Origin of the sequence: Vagococcus martis (genome assembly GCF_002026305.1) — a bacterium.
Taxonomy (GTDB): Bacteria; Bacillota; Bacilli; order Lactobacillales; family Vagococcaceae; genus Vagococcus; species Vagococcus martis.
In genome coordinates, this window is sequence record NZ_MVAB01000001.1 from 184809 (window position 1) to 205740 (window position 20932).

The 20932-nt window shown below is 34.1% G+C and carries 23 protein-coding genes and 1 riboswitch; of the genes, 4 read left to right on the forward strand and 19 right to left on the reverse strand.

The window, feature by feature from the left end:
* Positions 1-7 precede the first annotated feature (7 nt).
* Positions 8-355 carry a nucleotide pyrophosphohydrolase gene (locus BW731_RS00895; protein WP_079344909.1) on the reverse strand — a complete coding sequence of 116 codons (348 nt, stop codon included), beginning with the start codon at positions 353-355 and terminating at the stop codon, positions 8-10.
* Positions 356-482: 127 nt separating this feature from the next.
* On the opposite strand from BW731_RS00895, the gene BW731_RS00900 reads away from it, so the two are divergent.
* Positions 483-1370 (forward strand): YitT family protein, encoded by an 888-nt coding sequence (locus BW731_RS00900; protein ID WP_079344911.1) that lies wholly within the window; start codon positions 483-485, stop codon positions 1368-1370.
* A gap of 1 nt (position 1371) precedes the next feature.
* On the opposite strand, the gene BW731_RS00905 is transcribed toward BW731_RS00900, so the two are convergent.
* Genes BW731_RS00905 through BW731_RS00915 form a run of 3 tightly spaced genes read right to left on the reverse strand, consistent with a single transcriptional unit; the run spans position 1372 to position 3440 of the window.
* The gene (locus BW731_RS00905) at positions 1372-1917 is read right to left on the reverse strand and encodes a YpiB family protein (protein ID WP_079344913.1); all 546 of its coding nucleotides are present in this window, start codon (positions 1915-1917) and stop codon (positions 1372-1374) included.
* 7 nt (positions 1918-1924) lie between these two features.
* A complete protein-coding gene (locus tag BW731_RS00910; RefSeq protein WP_079344915.1) occupies positions 1925-3169 on the reverse strand; it encodes a tetratricopeptide repeat protein in 1245 nt (414 codons plus the stop codon).
* A 28-nt stretch (positions 3170-3197) separates the two neighbouring features.
* On the reverse strand, positions 3198-3440 hold the full coding sequence (locus tag BW731_RS00915; RefSeq protein WP_071457043.1) for a GlsB/YeaQ/YmgE family stress response membrane protein: 243 nt from the start codon (positions 3438-3440) through the stop codon (positions 3198-3200).
* Positions 3441-3661: 221 nt separating this feature from the next.
* On the opposite strand from BW731_RS00915, the gene BW731_RS00920 reads away from it, so the two are divergent.
* On the forward strand, positions 3662-4939 hold the full coding sequence (locus BW731_RS00920) for an ISL3 family transposase (protein ID WP_079344917.1): 1278 nt from the start codon (positions 3662-3664) through the stop codon (positions 4937-4939).
* Positions 4940-5083: 144 nt separating this feature from the next.
* On the opposite strand, the gene BW731_RS00925 is transcribed toward BW731_RS00920, so the two are convergent.
* The 7 genes from BW731_RS00925 to BW731_RS00955 form a co-directional block, all read right to left on the reverse strand.
* A complete protein-coding gene (locus BW731_RS00925) occupies positions 5084-5359 on the reverse strand; it encodes an HU family DNA-binding protein (RefSeq protein WP_071457044.1) in 276 nt (91 codons plus the stop codon).
* A gap of 226 nt (positions 5360-5585) precedes the next feature.
* Entirely contained in the window at positions 5586-6896 is a 1311-nt protein-coding gene (gene der / locus BW731_RS00930) for a ribosome biogenesis GTPase Der (protein WP_079344919.1), read from the reverse strand.
* A 123-nt stretch (positions 6897-7019) separates the two neighbouring features.
* The gene (rpsA, locus tag BW731_RS00935) at positions 7020-8189 is read right to left on the reverse strand and encodes a 30S ribosomal protein S1 (RefSeq protein ID WP_079344920.1); all 1170 of its coding nucleotides are present in this window, start codon (positions 8187-8189) and stop codon (positions 7020-7022) included.
* A gap of 103 nt (positions 8190-8292) precedes the next feature.
* Positions 8293-8964: a (d)CMP kinase gene (gene cmk, locus BW731_RS00940; RefSeq protein WP_079344921.1), complete on the reverse strand. Its 672-nt coding sequence runs from the start codon at positions 8962-8964 to the stop codon at positions 8293-8295.
* 88 nt (positions 8965-9052) lie between these two features.
* A complete protein-coding gene (locus BW731_RS00945; protein ID WP_079344923.1) occupies positions 9053-9691 on the reverse strand; it encodes a LysM peptidoglycan-binding domain-containing protein in 639 nt (212 codons plus the stop codon).
* A 48-nt stretch (positions 9692-9739) separates the two neighbouring features.
* Positions 9740-11185, reverse strand: coding sequence for a RecQ family ATP-dependent DNA helicase (locus BW731_RS00950; RefSeq protein ID WP_158080132.1), 1446 nt, complete (start codon positions 11183-11185; stop codon positions 9740-9742).
* Between the two features lie 6 nt (positions 11186-11191).
* Positions 11192-12115 (reverse strand): helix-turn-helix domain-containing protein, encoded by a 924-nt coding sequence (locus BW731_RS00955; protein ID WP_158080133.1) that lies wholly within the window; start codon positions 12113-12115, stop codon positions 11192-11194.
* Between the two features lie 144 nt (positions 12116-12259).
* On the opposite strand from BW731_RS00955, the gene BW731_RS00960 reads away from it, so the two are divergent.
* Positions 12260-12466, forward strand: coding sequence for a ferredoxin (locus BW731_RS00960; protein WP_071457051.1), 207 nt, complete (start codon positions 12260-12262; stop codon positions 12464-12466).
* Positions 12467-12502: 36 nt separating this feature from the next.
* Here BW731_RS00960 and BW731_RS00965 read toward each other — a convergent pair whose 3' ends face one another.
* The 6 genes from BW731_RS00965 to xerD all read right to left on the reverse strand — a co-directional run bounded on the left by BW731_RS00965 (position 12503) and on the right by xerD (position 18386).
* The gene (locus BW731_RS00965) at positions 12503-14371 is read right to left on the reverse strand and encodes an acyltransferase family protein (RefSeq protein WP_158080134.1); all 1869 of its coding nucleotides are present in this window, start codon (positions 14369-14371) and stop codon (positions 12503-12505) included.
* A gap of 147 nt (positions 14372-14518) precedes the next feature.
* Entirely contained in the window at positions 14519-15097 is a 579-nt protein-coding gene (locus BW731_RS00970; protein ID WP_079344931.1) for an ECF transporter S component, read from the reverse strand.
* Between the two features lie 125 nt (positions 15098-15222).
* Positions 15223-15353: riboswitch (FMN riboswitch) on the reverse strand.
* A gap of 55 nt (positions 15354-15408) precedes the next feature.
* Entirely contained in the window at positions 15409-16131 is a 723-nt protein-coding gene (locus BW731_RS00975) for a pseudouridine synthase (protein ID WP_079344933.1), read from the reverse strand.
* A 5-nt stretch (positions 16132-16136) separates the two neighbouring features.
* Positions 16137-16727 (reverse strand): SMC-Scp complex subunit ScpB, encoded by a 591-nt coding sequence (gene scpB / locus BW731_RS00980; RefSeq protein ID WP_079344935.1) that lies wholly within the window; start codon positions 16725-16727, stop codon positions 16137-16139.
* Positions 16728-17477 (reverse strand): segregation/condensation protein A, encoded by a 750-nt coding sequence (locus BW731_RS00985; RefSeq protein ID WP_079344937.1) that lies wholly within the window; start codon positions 17475-17477, stop codon positions 16728-16730.
* A gap of 9 nt (positions 17478-17486) precedes the next feature.
* The gene (gene xerD / locus BW731_RS00990) at positions 17487-18386 is read right to left on the reverse strand and encodes a site-specific tyrosine recombinase XerD (protein ID WP_079344939.1); all 900 of its coding nucleotides are present in this window, start codon (positions 18384-18386) and stop codon (positions 17487-17489) included.
* 151 nt (positions 18387-18537) lie between these two features.
* Between xerD and BW731_RS00995 the strand changes: the two genes are divergently transcribed.
* Positions 18538-19335: a hypothetical protein gene (locus BW731_RS00995; protein ID WP_079344941.1), complete on the forward strand. Its 798-nt coding sequence runs from the start codon at positions 18538-18540 to the stop codon at positions 19333-19335.
* 13 nt (positions 19336-19348) lie between these two features.
* On the opposite strand, the gene fur is transcribed toward BW731_RS00995, so the two are convergent.
* Positions 19349-19846 (reverse strand): ferric iron uptake transcriptional regulator, encoded by a 498-nt coding sequence (gene fur / locus BW731_RS01000; RefSeq protein WP_269844042.1) that lies wholly within the window; start codon positions 19844-19846, stop codon positions 19349-19351.
* Positions 19847-19925: 79 nt separating this feature from the next.
* Positions 19926-20786 carry a CvfB family protein gene (locus BW731_RS01005; protein WP_079344943.1) on the reverse strand — a complete coding sequence of 287 codons (861 nt, stop codon included), beginning with the start codon at positions 20784-20786 and terminating at the stop codon, positions 19926-19928.
* Positions 20787-20932: the final 146 nt, after the last annotated feature.

Genomic DNA, 20932 nt, shown 5'->3' on the forward strand with positions numbered 1-20932 from the left:
CTACTTTCTAATTCATACTTTTTTCCTCATCGACTCGTTCAAAGCGATGACTATCTCTAGCATAAAACTTTTTCATGTTATCTTCAAATACTTTTGTCAAATCAATGTCGAGTGAATTTGCCATAATAAGGAGAACAACTAACACATCTCCTAGTTCTTCTTCCACTGTTTTCGGTATTTCATCAGTTTTTTTGGCTTTTTCTCCGTAGTAATGATTAATTTCCCGTGCTAACTCCCCTGTTTCTTCTGTTAACCTTGCTAGTTGTGCAAGTGGTGAAAAATATCCTGCCTTAAACTGCGAGATATAATCATCCACCTCTTGTTGCATATCTGATAAATATTTTGGTTGTGTCATATTTTACTCCTTTAAAAATGTTCTAAAATACATCTAGTTTTTGGTCCCCCTTACCTCTTGTTGACCTGTCGACACAGTGATAAGATAAAGCTGAGTGCAGTAAATCTGGATTTTTTGGGGGCGTATTATGCGTATAAATAAGCAATTTTTCATTAATTGTATCATGATTTTTCTTGGAGCGAGCATTTTTAGTTTTGGTTTGGTAAATTTTAACATGGCAAACAAATTAGCCGAAGGTGGAATGACTGGTATCGCACTGATTATTTATAATTTATTTTCCATCAATCCAGCGTTAACCACGTTAGTGTTAAATGTGCCACTCATCCTAATTGGTCTCAAACTGTTAGGTCTTGAACCGTTAATTTTAACTTTAGTGGGTTCTCTCTCACTTTCTTTAAACTTATGGCTATGGCAAAAAGTGCCACTAGCCATTTCAGTTGATAATGACATTTTAATAGCCGCACTACTCGCAGGTATTTGTGGTGGATTTGGTAGCGGGATTGTGTACAAATACGGTGGAACAACTGGTGGGACAGATATTATCGCCCGAATCATTGAACGCAGATTTGGTATGACAATTGGCCGTTCACTTTTTGCTTTAGACGTCGTTGTCCTTCTTCTTTCTTTGACTTACTTGTCGTTAAAAGAAATGATGTATACGCTAATTACCGTATTTGTTTTTAGTCGTGTCGTTGATTTTGTCCAAGACGCGTCATATGGTGCCAAAGGAGTGTTCATTGTTTCTGATCATGACCGAGAAATTGGTGAGAGAATTATGTCCGAATTAGAACGTGGTGTGACGTATATCAATAGCGAAGGTGGCTTTTCTAAGGAAAGTCGTCAGATGGTCTATTGTGTGGCAAGTATTAGTGAGATGAGCCGTATAAAAGAAATAAGTTACGAAATCGACCCACGAGCTTTTATGACCTTCTTTAATATTAATGAAGTGACAGGTGAAGGTTTTACATATAAAGAGTTACAAGAAATACATGAACAAGCAAAAAAACAAAAGTGAGCTAATCATCACTTTTGTTTTTTTCTTTTTGGTATTCAATTGACCAATAAACAAACTCTTCTTCATTGCCAGAATCAATGGCATGATTTAGCTTATCTAGTATGCAATTTAATTTTTCTTGATATTGTTTTTCTTCAAAATCACGTAATACTTTCTCAAACATCTCGTCAGATATGGTATCAAACGCATTTAAAAATGGGTTTTCTTCCAATACTGACTGATACTGTTGATTAAAATCACGGTCGCTAAATCGAACTTCTAAAAATAATGGTTCTTTGTATTTCATCCTGATGTCATGAAATATTTGTTGTGCGTCACAAAACGGATGATTTTCCTTATACAAAACTAAGCCTGCTTCTGTTTCTGAATTGTCTGAAACAATCAGTCCTCTAGGCGTTTTATCCGCTTTTTCTACTATATGCACTCGGTTTAAAATCGCATCATGATTTAATAAATAATTTAAAATCCAATAAGCCTCTTTCTCTTTTAACGTAATGGTTTCAATCAACCACGCCACAAATGCTTGTTTGTCCTCTAAATTAGCCATAGACTCACTACTCTTCTAACATAGAGACAATCATCAAGTCATCTGGAACCATCGTCAAATAGCTCGTCAATACCTCACGTGACTTATCTAGTTGCCCTTCTTCTCTTAAGAATAATCCATAATCTTTTAAGAAATCTGCGTCGATGTCTAAATATGAAGAGGCTAGTTCATAATATTTTTTCGCATCGGCGTATTCTTCCAATCCATTATAGGCTTGAGCTAAATACCAATAAGCTTCACCTTGATCTAAAATATCTAATGAAGAAACTAAATGAATGGTTTCTTCGAATTCTTCTTCTTTTAATAATAATTCTGCTAGTTTTAATTTTGAAATATCACTATCTAACTCTAAAGAAATGACTTCTTCCAAATACATTTTTGCTTGGTCTTTTTGATTTAATTGATACGACGCTTCTGAGGCTAAATGGTAAACAGACACATCATACGGATTCACATGAATTCCTTTTTCTGCTACTTCAAGTGCTTCGTCATATCGTCCTTCATCAAATAAAATTTGAGAAAGTGGGTAATACACTTGGTTGAATTCTGGATTCATCTCACTTACTTTCGTTAATAACTCAATGCTTCGCTCATTTTCACGAATTTGATAATAACATAAAGCCAACTGAAATAATCGCTCAACTGTTTCTTCTTGTTTAATCGCAGACTCTAAAAACTCAACAGCTTGCTCGTATTCTCCAATTCGTGAGAGAGACACGCCTATACGCTCATCTAAGTCGATTGGCGACTCAAAGGTAGGATACGTTGTTTTAATCTCTTCATACGCTGCAATCGCCTTTGTGTAACTTTCAGTCGCAAAGTATAACTCGCCTAATGCCAAATCAATTAATGGTTCCTGTGGCAAAATTTGTTTGGCTTCTTTTAATTTTTGTTCACTGACTTCTGGTATTTCCATCATCTGATAAATATCAGCTAATGTTAAGAGACTTTGTGCGTATAAATCACTACTTGGTTTAATTTGCTCTAACCACTCAAACGCTTCTTCTAGCTTATCTTCCTCAATCGCAATTTCACCTAATGAAATTTTTAAACTGTCTTCATCAGGATAAAGGGTTAATAAATCTTTAAATAGTGCTGTTGCTTCTTCTAAAAATCCTAATTGATATAAATTATCTGCAAGTTGCAGTTTTTCTTCAGGCAAATCATGTGATAATGCCTCATTAAAATAGACCGTTGCTTGTGCCAAGTCTCCTGAAGACAAGGCTTCTAACATTTGTTTACTGTATGACATAACTTTTTCTCCTTAAACTCTCGTAATCTTATTTTTTCTGAAAAATTGAGACAATGGCTATAATGATGATGGCACCAAGAATAGATGGTACAAGGGCCATACCAGCAAGTTGCCCACCCCAGTCATCACCAAACATCTTTTGTCCAATAGCTGAACCTAGTAAGCCTGCTACCAAATTAAATAAACACCCTTGAGAATCTTTTTTTCCGGTTATCATGGTCGCAACCGCACCAATAATACTTCCAACGATTATGACTGCTATCCAATGCATATTAATCACCCTTATTTTATTATTCTTATCTATTCTAATCCATTTTTATGTTTTTTCCTAGAAATACCTATAACTTTATAAAAAAAAGCGGCTGTACACTAAATCGTGTTGATAGATTAAATTCTATCAATGCGATTTTTTATTTTAGGCATAGAAAAAGGGGCATTCTTATTGGTAAAATTAAGTCGACTATAACTAACATTACAAAGGAGAATACCCCTATGGATAATAATACAAGAAAACTACTCAATTTAACAGATGATTCTCTTATTTTTAATGAGGATTGGTTGTCTCGCGAAGCGAGAAACAACCGCTCAGTTAACATGATTACAGGAAGATTAGTGAATAAAGATAAGCAATGCCAGAAATGTGGATGTTATCAATCCGTTAAAAACGGAACGTATCAAACCATTAGTCAATTGCCTGAAGTTGAACGTCGCCCAACTTATCTAAAACTTCACAGAGAACGTTACCTTTGTAGAAACTGTGGCTCAACTTTCAGTGCTTCTACTTCTCTAGTAGATGACTATTGTCAAATTTCTAAACAGCTTAAATACCAAATTGCCTTTGACTTAAAAGAGAATCAATCACGTAAAAAAATCGCAGAATGCCACAGTGTCTCTGAAAATACTGTTAAACGTGTGTTAGTATCATTTACGAATAATCAGCAACCTAATTTTAACTTCTTGCCCACGGCTCTTTGTGTAGATGAGTTTAGCTCTACTTCTGATTGTCATGCTGGAATGAGCTTTATTTGTGCTGATGCGGCATCTAAAAAAATAATCGATATCTTACCTGATAAAAGATTGCATAAGTTGGTTTCTTACTTTATGAAGTATTCCAGAGAATCACGTCTAAAAGTAAGATTTTTGGTCATGGACATGAATGCAAGTTACGGTCAACTATTAAAAACAGTCTTTCCAAACGCCGAAATCGTTACAGATCGATTTCATATCATTCAACATATTAACCGCTCTTTCAACATCTTAAGAATAAAAGAAATGAATCAGCTAAAACGCCACAATCAAGCGGAAGGAAAGCAGTATCGAAGATTAAAGCGTTATTGGAAACTCCTCTTAAAGGACAGTTCTGAATTAAACTATAAACACTTTTATTATCGTCCTTTATTCAAGAGAAATATGTCATCTACCGAATTGGTAGATGAGTTACTTTCTTATAGTTCTCTATTAAAAAAAGCGTATCATTTTATGCAAGAATTGAAGTATGCTTATAGAACCAACGATTATGTTTTATTTTTAGAGTTATGTTCAAAGATACCTGTTGAATTACCAAAGTATTTTAGAGATAAATTCAAGATATTTGGTAAGTTCTCCCAAGGAGTCATGAATGCCTTTAAATACTCCTATTCAAATGGTTTCTTAGAAGGCATTAATAATAAAATTAAAGTGATTAAACGTGTGGCCTATGGCTATCGAAACTTTCTACTATTCAAACGACGTATCTTTTTGATTCAAAATCAAGTTTTTCAGGTTAAATAAAAAAGCGAGAGAATTTCTTCCCTCACTTCAATTAATTCTATTTCATTTTTGAGACTTTTTCATCAATATTATTGTCCATCAACACGATTTGACATAGAGCCAAAAAAGCAAGCACCGAAAATTCGGTACTTGCTTTAAAATGTTCTATTTAACTGCATCTTTTAATGCTTTACCTGGTTTGAATGCAGGTACTTTACTTGCAGCGATTTGAATTTCTTCACCTGTTTGTGGGTTACGTCCTTTACGGGCAGCTCTTTCACGAACTTCGAAGTTTCCGAATCCGATTAATTGAACTTTTTCACCTTCAGATAAAAATTCTTGGATTGAAGTAAATACAGCGTCTACTGATGCTGTTGCATCTTTTTTAGTTAATCCTGTTGCTTCTGCAACTTTTTCGATTAATTCTGCTTTGTTTGCCATTTCTAATTTCACCTCCTCGAAAAAGATTCGATGTTTACGTGACATCATTTTCTAAATCATCCATTTTGAAAAATCAATATGTATGAGTAGAAATATTCAAATACAATATTTCTTAAACAAAGATACCACAAGAACATTGATTTAGCAAGGTTATTAAATGAAATCCTCAATAATTTAGGCATTTCATCGATTTTTTGCCAAAATAAATAATGTATGTTAAAATTAGCTATTTTCGTCGTCTTGCAATAATGCGAATTGGCGTCCCTTCAAACTCAAATGCACGTCTAATTTGATTTTCTAAGAATCTAGCATAAGAAAAATGCATCATCTCTTCCTCGTTAACAAAGACGACAAATGTTGGTGGTTTGATTGCTACTTGAGTGGCGTAGAAAATCTTCAAACGTTTCCCTTTATCAGTTGGTGTTGGGTTAATTGCCACAGCATCCATAATCACATCATTTAAAATAGATGATGGAATACGCAATGTTTGATTTTGACTCACTGTCTCGATAATTTCAGGTAATTGATGCAAACGTTGTTTTGTCTTCGCTGAAACATACACGATTGGGGCATAATCAAGGTATCTAAATTCAGAGCGAATGTCTTCTTCGAACTCTTTCATTGTATGATTATCTTTATCTAATGTATCCCATTTGTTTACAACAATCACAATACCTTTTCCTGCATCATGAGCAAATCCGGCAATTCGTTTGTCATACTCACGAATCCCTTCTTCAGCATTTAACACAACTAATACCACATCAGAACGATCTATTGCACGCATTGCACGCATCGCACTATATTTTTCTGTGTTCTCGTAGACTTTTCCTTTTTTTCTCATACCAGCTGTATCAATCATAATAAACTCTTGGCCAGTATTTGAAACAAACGATGTATCAATCGCGTCACGAGTAGTTCCAGCGACATTTGATACAATTACTCGGTCTTCACCTAACATGGCATTAATAAGAGAAGATTTTCCAACATTTGGTCGGCCAATTAAACTAAAACGAATGATATCATCATCTTCTTCAGCTTCAACTGGTTTGAAATGTTTGATAGCTTCATCTAACACATCACCCAAACCAATACCATGACTTCCTGATACAGGGATTGGATCACCTAAACCTAGTGAATAAAACTCATAAATATCACTACGCATTTCAGGGTTATCAACTTTATTAACTGCTAAAATGACTGGTTTATCACTTTTATATAAAATTCTCGCCACGTACTCATCAGCATCTGTGACACCTTCACGACCACTTGTCACTAAAACAATCACATCTGCTTCTTCAATAGCTATTTGAGCTTGGTGTTTAATTTGATCCATAAAAGGCTCATCACTCATCTCGATTCCACCAGTATCAATAATGCTAAATTCACGTCCCAACCATTCAGAATGGGCATAAATTCTATCACGTGTGACACCAGGAACATCTTCCACGATAGAAATTCTCTCTCCAGCCATACGATTGAACAGAGTTGATTTTCCAACGTTTGGACGTCCAACAATCGCTAGTGTAGGGATTGACATTGTCATTCCTCCTTTATCCTTTTACTTTTTTTATCCTTATGTAGTTTACCCCGAAGGCTGACTTGGTGCAAGATAAATGTCAAATAATTCATAAAAAAAGTCAGCCGTTAAGCTGACTTTTCATTATTTACCTGTGAAATCTTCACCTAACACATCGCCTAAAGTAAAGCCTGTTGATTCTTCTGGCATAACGTAATCGTCTTCTTCAACGACTACTTCATCTTCTTTTTCTTGTAGAGCTTTAATACTTAAACCGATACGTTTGTTTTCTTCAGATACATCTAACACTTTCACTTGAATCACGTCACCTTCATTTAATTCTTCATGAGGTGTTGCAATGTGTTTGTGTGAAATTTGAGAAATATGTACTAACCCTTCAACTCCAGGTAATACTTCAACAAACGCACCAAAATCTGTTAAGCGTTTCACTGTACCTTCTAAAACAGATCCAACACTTGCTTTTGTTTCGATATCATCCCATGGTCCTGCCAATGTTTCTTTGATTGACAATGATACACGTTCTTTTTCTGGGTCAACGCTTAATACTTTAACTGTTACTTCGTCTCCTGAATTTAAAACATCAGAAGGTTTTGATACGTGAGCATGTGAGATTTCAGAAACGTGAACTAGTCCATCCACACCGCCTAAGTTAACAAAGGCACCAAAATCTGTTAAACGAGCAACTTTACCAGTCACCACGTCACCTGCAACTAATTTACCAAATACTTCTTCTTTAGCTTTTGCTTTTTCAGCTTCTAAAAGGGCACGACGAGATAAAATTAAGCGATTTTCTGATGGTTCGATTTCGATAATTTTAAATGTTAATGTTTGGCCTTTAAACTCAGAGAAGTCTGAGATGAAATGATCGGATACCATTGATGCTGGAACAAATCCACGCACACCAACGTCAACAACTAATCCACCTTTCACGACATCAGTGACAGGTCCTTCAATTAATTCGCCAGCTTTAAATTTATCTTCGATTTCTTGCCATACTTTACGTGCATCTAAGCGACGTTTAGACAATAAATAGCTTCCATTTTCTTTGTCTTTTCCAATTTCTGAAATGACAACTAAATCAATCACATCGCCAATTGATACAACGTCTGTGACATTTTCAACTGGAATAGTTGATAATTCTTTTAAAGGAATCACTCCTTCAACTCCTGCACCGATAATTCCAACAACTGCTTGTTTGTTATCATCGACTGCTAAGATTTCACCTTGAACTAAATCGCCAACCTTTACTTCTTGAACACTTTCGATTGCATCTAACATTGTTTCGTCTGACATAATATCCTTATCCTCCTAAGCAACACTTACTTGATTTTCACTACATACTTATATTCTACCTAAAACAAAAACACTTTACTAGTATTATCTATCCGATTTGAGATTAAATTACTTTTTTTAGTTCATTTTCTATAACATTGACGACTTCTTCGATAGATAGTCCTGTTGTATCAACCTTTATAGCATCACTTGCTTGAACGAGTGGTGACTCTTTTCGATGTGAGTCATAATAGTCCCTATCTTCAATTTCTTTTTGTAACTCATCAAGGCTTGTCATAATGCCTTTTTCGATATTTTCTTTGTATCGTCTTTCTGCACGCTCTTTGACACTTGCAACTAAAAAGATTTTTAAGTCTGCATTAGGCAACACAACTGTGCCAATATCTCGTCCATCCATCACAATATTTTGTGAATTAGAAATCGCTTTTTGACGATTAACTAATTCTTCTCTGATTTCTTTGATTGCCGCAACTTTTGAGACATGATTTGTTACGTCTGGCATACGAATATCATTTGTTACATCAATTCCATTAGCATAAACATGCTGTAATCCATCAACATAGTCAAATGTCATCACTAAATTATCTAATTCTTTAACTAACTCGCTTGGTTGATCTAAACTAAGATTATTTTCTAATGCAAACAGCGTAACGACACGATACATTGCCCCTGTATCGCAATATATATAACCCATTTTTTTTGCCAAAATTTTAGCGACGGTACTTTTTCCAGCAGAAGCCGGACCATCAATTGCCACTTGAACATATTTACTCATCTAATTTATTCCTCTTCCTATCTACATAATCAAAAAGTCGTCCTAAGACGACTTTTTATCATTGCTATTTAACTCAAAGTAATTCGTATTATTGAATTCTAATTGGTTGTCCTGGTTGAACGTTTTCCGGTGTTACTCCTGGGTTTAGTTGGTATAATTGATCTAACGTAATCTTTGCTTCATAAGCAATTTTCCATAGAGAACGCGTGCTGTCTCCTTGACCATATGCTACTGTTGTCCCACCCGGGTTTTGTGTTTGATTTTGCGATTGATCTTGTGCGTTCGTTTGATCACTTTGATTTTGCTCTGTTTCATTTTGAGCAACTTGACCTCTTGTTGATGGGTCATTTTTTGGTACTTCTACATCAGAAAAAGATTCGGAAGTACTTGGCGTCGTTGATGAACTTGATGCCATCGTTGCCGAACTTGACTCTTTCGTTGATGATTCTTCTTTAGTTGAACTACTCGTAATCGTAGTAGTTGAACTTGATGTCGCCACTGTTTTACCAGCGTTTAAATTACCACTCATTTGTGAATAAAGAATTGCACCTGTCGGGATCAATACAATTAAAAATAAGATGACAATGATACTCACAATAAACCATGTTCTTTTTTCTGATTTTGAACGTCGATTGGTTCTTGAGCCATCATCTTCATAGATCTCTTGATCCCAATTTTCATCTAAATTTTCTTTGTTGTCATTATTATTTAAATTATTATCACTCAAAAATAATACCTCCTCAAAATATCTGAAACCATTTTATCATAGTTATCATTATATGTCGCTTGAAATACTTAAAAAAAACATTTTTTCTAATTTATCTTTTACATTTAAAGACGTTTCAACTCTTTTTTGACTAACTTTATCTATATTAATTTCTGGTCTTTCTGTTTGACAAACATGACAGCAGCACGTTAGGTTTCCTGATTTACTTTCACCAAAATAGTGTTGGATTATATCGCGTTTGCACCCACTACTTTGACAGTAATCAACCATTTTATAAATTTTTAACTCTCGTTGCCTTTTTTTTGTCATCAATGTTTGTTTATAATCTTCCCAAGTTGTTTGATTTTCTTCGATTTGTTGCAACCATTTTTTTTGCGTTTTTGTCATTACCTCAGAAAATTTTTGTCTATCCGTTTGCGACTTATTTTCTAAAAAAAGTAAATCTTGTTTTTCTTGATACGTTTGCTCTTGCAAGAAAAAATGTATGTTCTCATCACCTGATTGGTATAGCACAATCGACAAACTTTGTTTTCCATCACGACCTGCTCGACCAGACTCTTGAACAAAATCTTCTAAACTATTTGGTAAGTGGTAATGAATAACAAAGCGAATATTTCCTTTATTAATTCCCATACCAAACGCACTTGTTGCACATAAAATCCGAATGTTATCATGAATAAACTGCTCCTGAATTCTGATTCTATCCTCACTCGACATATCTGAATGATAACTCTGAACAGTATAAGGTAAGCAATTATTCAGATACTGAGAGACGCGATCGGCTTCTTTTTTACTAGAAAAATAAATAATCCCCGGCACTTCTTTTTCCATTAAAAAGTCTTCCAAGTAACTTAATTTATCATCCGTTTCAACAACATCATAATAAATATTTTCACGGTTAACGGATTGAGCAACCTCGACAAATGTTTCTGATTCAAATAACTGTTGTGCGATATCACGTTTTACGTCTTCAGTTGCTGTCGCCGTTAAAGCTAACGTTAAAGGGTTTCCTAATCGTTGCTTAATATCTTTTAAAGCCAGATAACTTGGTCTAAAGTCATGCCCCCACTGAGAAATACAATGTGCTTCATCGACTACAAACAAACTAATCGTTAGCTTTTCAAAATAGTGCAATACCTCTTCTTGACTCAACGCTTCTGGACTAATAAAAATAAACCGATACTGGTTGAGTCGATTTAATACAAATCGGCGCGAACGTTTTTCTAATAGACTATTAATCGCGATAACCGATTTTTCACCATTTCGCCTTAGTAAGGACACTTGATCTTCCATCAATGAGATGAGTGGTGACACAATCACCGTCTGTCCTTTGTTTACATAATAACTAGGAAATTGATAGCACAACGATTTACCTGCACCTGTTGGCAAAATCGATAAAACGGATTTCCCCTCTACAATAGATTGAATTGTTTCTTTTTGACCCTTGCGAAACGTGTCAAATTGAAATTTTTGTTTAAGAAAGGTCTCTAACATCATTTTTCACCTCATATTGTCACGTAAATAAAATTGATAAAATTTAAATTCATAAAATGTTAGTTCAGGAATATCTCGTACAACCACAGAATATTTCCACATTTTATATTCAGGGTATTTTAAGCTATAGTTATTTAATTTTTCTTTCAAAGAGGGGGTTAAATATGTCATTAACTGAGAACTGGGTTGTTTCATATGTATTTCAATAAAATGATCCGTTATCGTACTTGGTTTTAATCGTCTCATATGTGCCACTTCTTCTATGGAATGCCCTTTTTCCAATAAACGTCGAGTTAAATCTACCGTATCCTGTTCTTCTTGCTTTTTTATGTCTTCTATAATAGATAAAAACAAGGGATACTGCTCTGGTTCTTTATATACCAACTCTAAAAACAGGTGTATGGCACTTTTATGATGCAAATAATAATACAACAGACCTTTATCAGATTGCTGTGACAATTGAGAGAATGTATACCCAATCACCCCATCACCTACTAATTGAGCCACTAATATTTCCTGTTCTTCTATTGGTAAATATGAAAGAACAGTTTGCCATTCATTAAAAAAATTATGCACCAAATGTGGTCCATCAACTTGAACCAACCATTGTTTCAGTTGCAATTGATGAACGGGGTTATTATCAATAGGAATATAATCTGAATTACGGTGACTTTTATAACTAATGACTTGAGAGACAAACAATAAACGCAACAAAAAAGCATCATCCATTTTGTCATAATCAAACGACTGAAGTGTCAGCTTAGAAAATTCTAATGTTGTTATTTTTTCTTTACCTTTAGCAGTTAATATGACAAATTTGTCCTCTACTTCTTTTAAGTAATCATTAGAGATCAGCATCAATATATATGCATTATATTGCTCTTTGGTTAATTTTGGAAATAAATTGAAGTAGTCTAATATTCCATGCAACCTCCCATAGCTTAAAACAGATGTTGTTTTCTTACCTTTTAAAAGGTGATATAATGTGGAATGACGCATGACATCACCTGAATGAAAAAAATATAATATCATATCTTCTATGAACAAATACTACCACCTCGAAGGAGTTTTTATATGCTATGTAAAATTATACCAGAAAAATGTATTGCTTGTGGCTTATGCCAAATAAAAGCACCAGAACTATTTGACTATCATGATAATGGTCTAGTTAAATTTAAAGACTCAAATACACTAGAAGAACATTTTTCTGAACCAATTGCTGATACATTACTTGAAGCTTACCAAAAATGCCCTACAAGAGCTATTGAATTAAAAAAATAATCTATAAGCCTTCGTATTGAAAGCTTATAGATTTTTTTATGGTAAAACATTCAGCACCTCATTAGCAACTAACTCACTAAATTTTTCTCCGCCTTCTGGTACTAAATGGATGCCATCTTCGTCAAACCATTCTCTATGGCCATCAGCATAGCTTTTCCAATCTATCAAGTGTGCATTTTTATACTTCTTAGTTGACTTAGCTAATGTATCATTCACCGAAGCTTGCCAAGGTCTATCAACTAAAGTATTAACAAAGAAAACTTGTCTGTCACCAATTGTTTGCATTATGTTATCAATATCACTTTCTTTAAAACTACCATTTGTTCCTAATACAACTAAAACCACATCACCTAGTTGTTTGTCTTTATCCAACTTATCAAATACTTTCTGACTATCGACTAACTGTCTTCCTACTTCAGCATCAATGTGACTGTGTGGAAAATACGTTTGAAGTTCAGGTGCAGCACTTAGTAACACAGAGTCTCCAATCGCTCCAAGAGATACTTTCGCAATTTTCTCTTTTTGACTTGGACTTAAACCACTCGCTTCTTCCTTAGACGATTCAGTCGTACTTGATGTTGTCGTTTCCTGAGTCGTTGAAGACGTTGTTTTTGTCGACCCGCTCGTTTTTTGCACTTCACTGGATGAGCTGGCAAGTTGTTTATTATGTTGCTCTACTGCTTGTTTATTTTTTTCTAATTTTTTTTGTAATGCAACAGCCGAATCCATCTTACCAGACGGAGATACAGCAACCCCATAAATAAATGTCCCCAGGAATAGTAAAAAAATAACTAAAGCTGGAATATTTTTTTGGAAATAAGATTTACCGATTACCCACAGTTCTTTCACATTACCCATGCGTCTAATTTTATTGATTAAACGATAGGTTAATTCTGATAATACGCCGATTATAGTAAGTTGAATGACCCCGTGTAATAAAGCATTTGTTCCATCCCATTTTAATTGGTCTGTATAAACAACCATAACCGGTAATTGCCACAGATAAATCTCATAACTTCTTGAGCCTATCCAACGTATAATTGGGTTAGTCAATGCCCCACTAAATTTTTCTTCTTCTATAATTAAGCCTAACACAACCATTGATATCACACTAAATAAGAACATCCCACCACGATAAACAAAGAAACCACTATCTGAAAATAGGAATAAAGACCCTATTATTAAAACTAATCCTACAATAAACGTTGTTAACTTTTTCCAGAAATCAATTGATTCAATTTGTTCATGGTAAATGCGTAAAATAAACGCAAGAGAAGACCCCATCATCACTGAAAATAAACGAGTATCAGTCCCGTAATAAATTCGGTTAATTGACTCAGGCGTGTAAAATGCCATCATCAATACCGCGGACAAGCCCGTAATAAATAAAATAATCTGATTAATTTTTTTATAATCTTTCAATTTATAAAGTAAGATAGCTAAAATAATCGGCCACACTATATAAAACTGACCTTCAATAGACAACGACCATAAATGGGTAAATGGTGATTCGTTTGAAAAACGATCAAAATAAGAAAAACCATTGGCAATCTGCCACCAATTATTCACATTAAATATGCTGGAAGTTATAATTTCTTTAAAATTTAATAGATATTTTTTTGATATAAATGGAAATATACTCCCTGTAACGATAAATAAAACAAGCAACGAAGGATAAATACGTTTCACTCGCCTAAAGTAAAAGTCCCGTATTTTAATTTTTTGTCTATTTTCCCATTCAAACAGGAGTATGTCTGTCATTAAATAACCCGAGATGACAAAAAATAAAGGCACTCCTAAAAAGCCTCCAGACACCGATTGTGGCATCAAATGGTATAAGATTACCCCGATGACTGCAATTGCCCTTAAGCCATCAATCCCTTTGATATATTTTCTTTTGTGCATGTTCATACTCCTCTATAATAAAACAATATATAACATATATTAAATTAAGTTTACAAATATTTCAAACATATTTGTCTAATTTTTATATTTTCTTATAAACTATTTTGTTGATAACAAAAAAACAACCATAATCTGGTTGTTTTATGTTTAATTGCTCACTTTTTTTGCAATTCTTTTTTCAAGTACTGGAATGACTTTTTTGTAAACGACAAAAAATGCGACTCCAACAGCTATTCCTTTAATTAAATTAAATGGGATAATACCGTATAAAATCATCGTTGCAATTGACATACCAAAATCCATGCCCAATACATTTAAATAAAACGGTGTAATAACAAAGTAATTAGCCACACTCATGAATATAGTCATTAAAACTGTTGCATACATAATACCTTGAATTAAATTTTTGTTTGAATGTTTCTTCTTCATCATGCTATAAATTGGTACTAAATAACAGACTGTTGCTAAAAATCCAGCTCCGTTACCGATTAATGCTCCTAGATTTCCACCACTTGTGATGAAATTTAGCGTCGAACGAATAAATGCTACTAAAATACCACTAACTGGACCATATAAAAATGTTCCAATTAAGATTGGAATATCACTAAAATCCAATTTCAGCCACCCAAATACTGGTAAAATTGGTATCTCAATAAACATTAAAAGATACGCAATCCCCGCTAGTAGTGATAGTGTCACCATTTTTTCTGTCTTACCTGTGTTCATAAGAAAATCCCCCTATTCAGGACCATCCCCGGAAAAGACTTGGATCAAGTACACAAAAAAACTGCTTTCTTGCCGTTTACGCGCGCAAAAAAACAGTGGTTTACTTGATTGTATACTCAAATAAGCCCTATCTTCTTTACTCCAGACTCTAACTGTCGGTATTGGAATTTCACCAAATCGGCTAGTCATCATAGGATAACTAGTTCGTGGACTTTAACCACCGGTCGGGAATTACACCCTGCCCGTGAAGACGACCTTTAATATTTTTATAATTTCATTATACCGTAATTTTTTTATAAAGCAACAAAAACTTACTCTTGGTTAGCTAAAACGTATAATTGACTGACTTCTTTTTTAGTCATTTCTCTGTAGTCACCTGGATTTAAGCCAAATAAATCAAGTGTGGCAACTTTTTCACGCTTTAATTTCATCACTGGTAAATCAACCGCTGCTAACATATTTTTAACTTGGTGATTACGTCCCTCATGGATAATCAATTCCACGACAGAAGTATTTTTTCTAGCATCTGTTGATAAAATTTTAAATCGTGCTGGCGCTGTTTTTCTACCATCAATTCTAATGCCATTACGTAATGGTTTTAATAGTTCTTTTGTCGCAATGCCTTTAACTTTTGCGACATATACTTTATCAATTTCGTGTTTTGGATGAGTTAACAGATTTGCAAATTCACCATCATTGGTCATAATCAATAGTCCTGATGTATCATAGTCTAGTCGACCAACTGGAAAAATACGCTCAGGAACACTATGAAAATAATCTGTTACGACTGGGCGATCTTTATCATCTGATACAGCTGAGATGACATTTTTTGGCTTATAAAACAAATAATACACTGGTTGCTCTTGATAAATCGGCACACCATCTACTTCAACTTTATCTGACTGACTGACTTTTACACCTAATTCTGTTACTTTTTTGCCATTAACCGTCACACGTCCTGCTTGGATTAATTCTTCTGATTTTCTTCTTGAAGCCACACCACAATGTGCCATCACTTTTTGTAATCGTTCCATTTAGTTCACTCTTCTTTCTCTTCGTCAAACTGCTCTTTAAATCGGTCAAAAAACAAATCAGTCGATTCTAAATCATCTTCTAATTCCTCATCTAACTCATGAATATCTGGTAAATCTTCAATACTTTTTAATCCAAAATAATCAAAAAAGTAAGCCGTTGTACCATATAAAATCGCTCGACCTGGTCCGTCAACTCGCCCTTTTTCTTCAATCAATTGCTTATGCACTAGTTTTTGAATCGAACCTGAACTCTGCACCCCTCTTATTTGTTCAATTTCAGATCGAGTGATAGGTTGCTTATAAGCAATAATTGCCAATGTTTCCAGTGCAATTTTCGACAATCTTTGATTAATAGAAGATTGGGCATAATCTTTTAATAAAGGTGCCATCTCTTTTTTAGTGGTCATCATAAAACGATCCCCTGCCTCTAAAATTGTCAACGCACTACTTGGGTTATCTTCATGTGCTTGTTTTAATTCTTCTAATGCTTGATAAATTGTTGCTGTGGGTTCATTCATCAAATGACTCAGCTCATTTAGTCCAATGCCCTCTTCTCCTGATACAAACAGCAACGCTTCAATTTTTTGTCCTAACATCTATTGTCCCTCTTTATTAAAAATCTGGATAGCCATATCCACTGATGACTGTTTCACCACGATGTCTCTACTCTTAATTAATTCTAACATAGCAAGAAATGTCATCACAATCTCTGAGCGTGTATAAACGGTAAATAACTCGTCAAACAACACATAATCTGTTTTAGATAGTGCTCTTACCCGGCTCATCACAAACTCTATCCTATCATCAATGGTGTAATCTTCCATCACAATACTTGTTTCCATGGGTTCCATTTGTTTTGCTCGAGTCATGACATCATGAATCGCTAAATAAAGATCAATCATTGTCACCTCATTGGGTTCAAGTGGTGCACACTCTTTTTCATAATCGGATAAATCAGTGGCTTCTTTGGTAAAATAATCACCACGCTCAGTTTCCATCTCTTTTAAAACCGTTGCGACATACTTAAATTTTTTATAATCTAATAACTGTTGAACCAACACTTCACGTGGATCTAGTACGTCGTATTCACTCTCATCGTCTACTTCAACAACTTCTTGTGGCAATAGCATTTTACTTTTTATCGACATAAGCGTTGCTGCCATCACTAAAAACTCTCCAGCAATCTCTAAATCAAGTGTACGCATTGTGTGTATGTAATTCATGTACTGCTCAGTAATTTCAGCAATCGGGATATCATAGATATCAATCTCAAGTGTTTTGATTAGATGAAGCAATAAATCAAGCGGCCCTTCAAAAATATCTAATTTTACATTTAATTCTTCCATACTTCTACCTCACGCTCTTGGGAAATGTTCTTTGTAGACATCAGCTAGTCGTTGTTTACTGATATGCGTGTATATTTGAGTAGTTGATATATCCGCATGCCCTAATAATTCTTGAACGATGCGCAAATCAGCGCCATTTTCTAGCAAATGTGTCGCAAAGCTATGGCGAAGTGTATGAGGTGTCACATCTTTTTCAATCCCCACTTCTGTCACATAAATTTTTAAATTTTTCCAAATTCCCTGTCTAGAAAATGGTTTACCCTGATAGTTTAAAAATAACACATCGTTTGTCGCATCACTTTTATTTTTTATTGCCAACTCTGGACGTGATTTTTCTAAATATGTGTTAATCCAATCAATCGCTTGATCTCCTAAAGGTACAATTCGTTCCTTATCACCTTTACCTAACGTTTTTAACAACCCAATAGTCAAATGCAAATCACTTAACTTTAAAGTAATTAATTCCGTCACACGAAGTCCTGTGGCATACATCACTTCTAAAATGGCACGATCTCGTATACCTAATACAGTGGTCGTATCAGGGGCTTCAATAATTTTTTCAACTTCTTCAATTGACAACGTTTTGGGTAACGACTGTCTTTTTTTCGGTGTATCAATATATTGCATGGGATCTGTATCAGTATGACGCTCTTGACGTAAAAATTGATGAAATTTGCGCAAGCTCGATACCATACGAATAATCGTAGTAGACGATTTGTTTTCTTCTTTTAAAAAAGTCAAAAAATCCATTATCACAAAACGATCAATCTGACTTAACTCATGAATCCCTCTATTATCTAAATAGGCCAAATATTGATTTAAATCACGTTCATAACTGACAATCGTATTATATGATAACCCTCGTTCAATCTTTAAATAATGCAAATACTCTTCCAAATACGTTCTCATACTATCTCCCCAATCAATAGTAATTATTTTAACAGTTTTTATACGCAAATACTATCTTAAAAATACAGATGAATTTTTATTATTTTACATAGACTTTTTAATCGTTAAATTATACAATAAACATATTGGTCAAAAGGAAGGAGGAACATATGTGTTTCCAAAGAAAGAAACATATAAAAATATCAAACTATTAGACTTTTTAAATATAAATAGTAAACATTATACAGATGAATTTGATGATATATACCATCAAAAAAAGAATTACTTTTATCTGTCGTTAATTTTTTTCATTCCTGTTTCTCTCATCCTGACAATTTTTGTGATGATTAACTTTCCTGTTCCATGGTGGCTATCACCAATAGTTTTCATTTTGTTTTCTATTATTGGTTTTTTCTTCATTTCACTTCCCATGTATCAATCATTCATTAAAGAATGTATAGAAGCAGAAAAATACGTCTGTCAGCGAGTTGACGAGCATTTATCAGAGCTTGCTAAACAAGAGTTTTTTACTAAAGACTCAAAAGTCAAACGATTATTAAACCAAGAATTTGAATTAATCGCCCTAACTAGTGCGACAAGAGAAGACTTAAATGTGATTATGCAAAACAAGTCACTCAGCACAGCTGATTGTCCAATCATGACATTGAATAACCCTCAGTTCAAACAAACAAAACGTATTTTCTTTGAGAAACGACCACTAAATCCAGTTATTTTAGTCAAAATTAATTTGATTAATCGCACCACAAAACGTTTATCTAAACAAATTATCTTACCAATTGAGTTTGAATTGGTTCGAGGACTTGTTAGTGAACAAATTATTTTTCTGGAAAAAGATAACTACATAGTGAACCCATATCTTCATATTGATGCGGATAATTTCAAATTACTTTATGTACCTGAACGCGAGGAATTTTTAAGACGAGAGCATCCGCCTATTGATATCACATAAAAAAACAAGTCATCTACTCAACAGACGACTTGTTTTTTTCTTGACAAGATTGGCAAATACCATGAAAAGTTAGGCGATGATCTGTCACTTTAAAACAAAAATTTGTTTCCACTATTTTCTCAACATCGCCTAATAAATCCTCTTCAATTTCATCAATATTACCACACTCTAAACACAATAAATGATGGTGAAAATGTTTAGCTCCTTCTTTTCTCATATCATATCTTGATAACCCATCATTAAAATTTACTTTATCCAGTACATTTAATTCTGTCAACATTTCAAGCGTACGATAGACAGTCGCTAAGCCAATATCAGGTGTCTTTAATTTTACTAGCATATAGATTTCTTCAGCTGACAAATGATCTTTTTCATTTTCAAGTAGCACTAAAACTGTTGCTTCACGTTGCGGTGTCAATTTATAATTGGCTTCGTGTAACTGATCTTTTATCCTCTGCAATGCTAGTCCTTGCTGTTCCATAGTAGCTTGCACATCCTTTTTTATAATCATTCTTATTATCACTTAAAATAAGTTCATATAAATTATAATTTATCTAATGTACAAAATCAACCTATTCTCAATTAGATGGCTAATCTTTAACCAAATAGGTTTTTCCATCTTTTTGAATCACACGTTTTTCTTTCATTAATGACCCTAAAGCACGTTTAAATTGTCCTTTACTAATCGCGAACGTTTGCTTAATTTCTTCTGGGGTGGATTTATCGCTAAAGGGAATCATTCCATCTTGAGAACGTTCTAAGAAGGTTAAAATCATTTGCGCGTCATCAGAGATTACTTCATAAGCTCTTGGTTTTAATGACATGTTTAACATGCCATCAGGACGAACACCAATCACTCGACCATTTACGATTTCACCTAAACGTGGTTCATCATATCGTTCTGATGGGTGGATAAATGCCACATACTGCTCATCAGTAAACACAAAAGTCCCCACCATTTTTAAGCGGTACACAACGCCTGTGATATTTTTATTCTTCATTGATTCTTCATCTGCTGCTTTTGACATCGCTAAAAACGTCATATCGTCTGCTATATTTGCCCAAAGTCTTGCTTTTTCATCTACTGACAATCGAACTAATAACTTGTCACCTTTTTTCGGCCATAATTGTTTCATCTCTGGTAACTCATCAAGAGAAACTACCACTTCTTTATCTGGTAAACCGATATCAACAAACACCCCTAAATCACGTCTTGAATCAACTACTTCAGCAAAGCCAAATTTATGTTGTTGAATCTCTGGAATGGTTGTTGTAAAAATTCGATCATGCTTTTGATTTTCATAACCAAACCCTTCCACCATATCTCCTATTTTAAAATCGCCTTCGGACTTATTTAAATGAAACGTCACACCATTTTTTTGCACAAAAAATAACTGATCGTTTTCATCAATAATTAATCCGCTCCACACGCTACCTATTAAATCTTTCATGTATTTTGCCCATCCTTTCGTTGTTCTCACATTATATCATAATTTATTCGCCAATTAATTAAAAGTTAATAGCAAACCACTTATCTGATTATTTCGACCTTTTATCTTAAAAACATTTTCTTTTTAGTCTTCCTACTTTATTATAC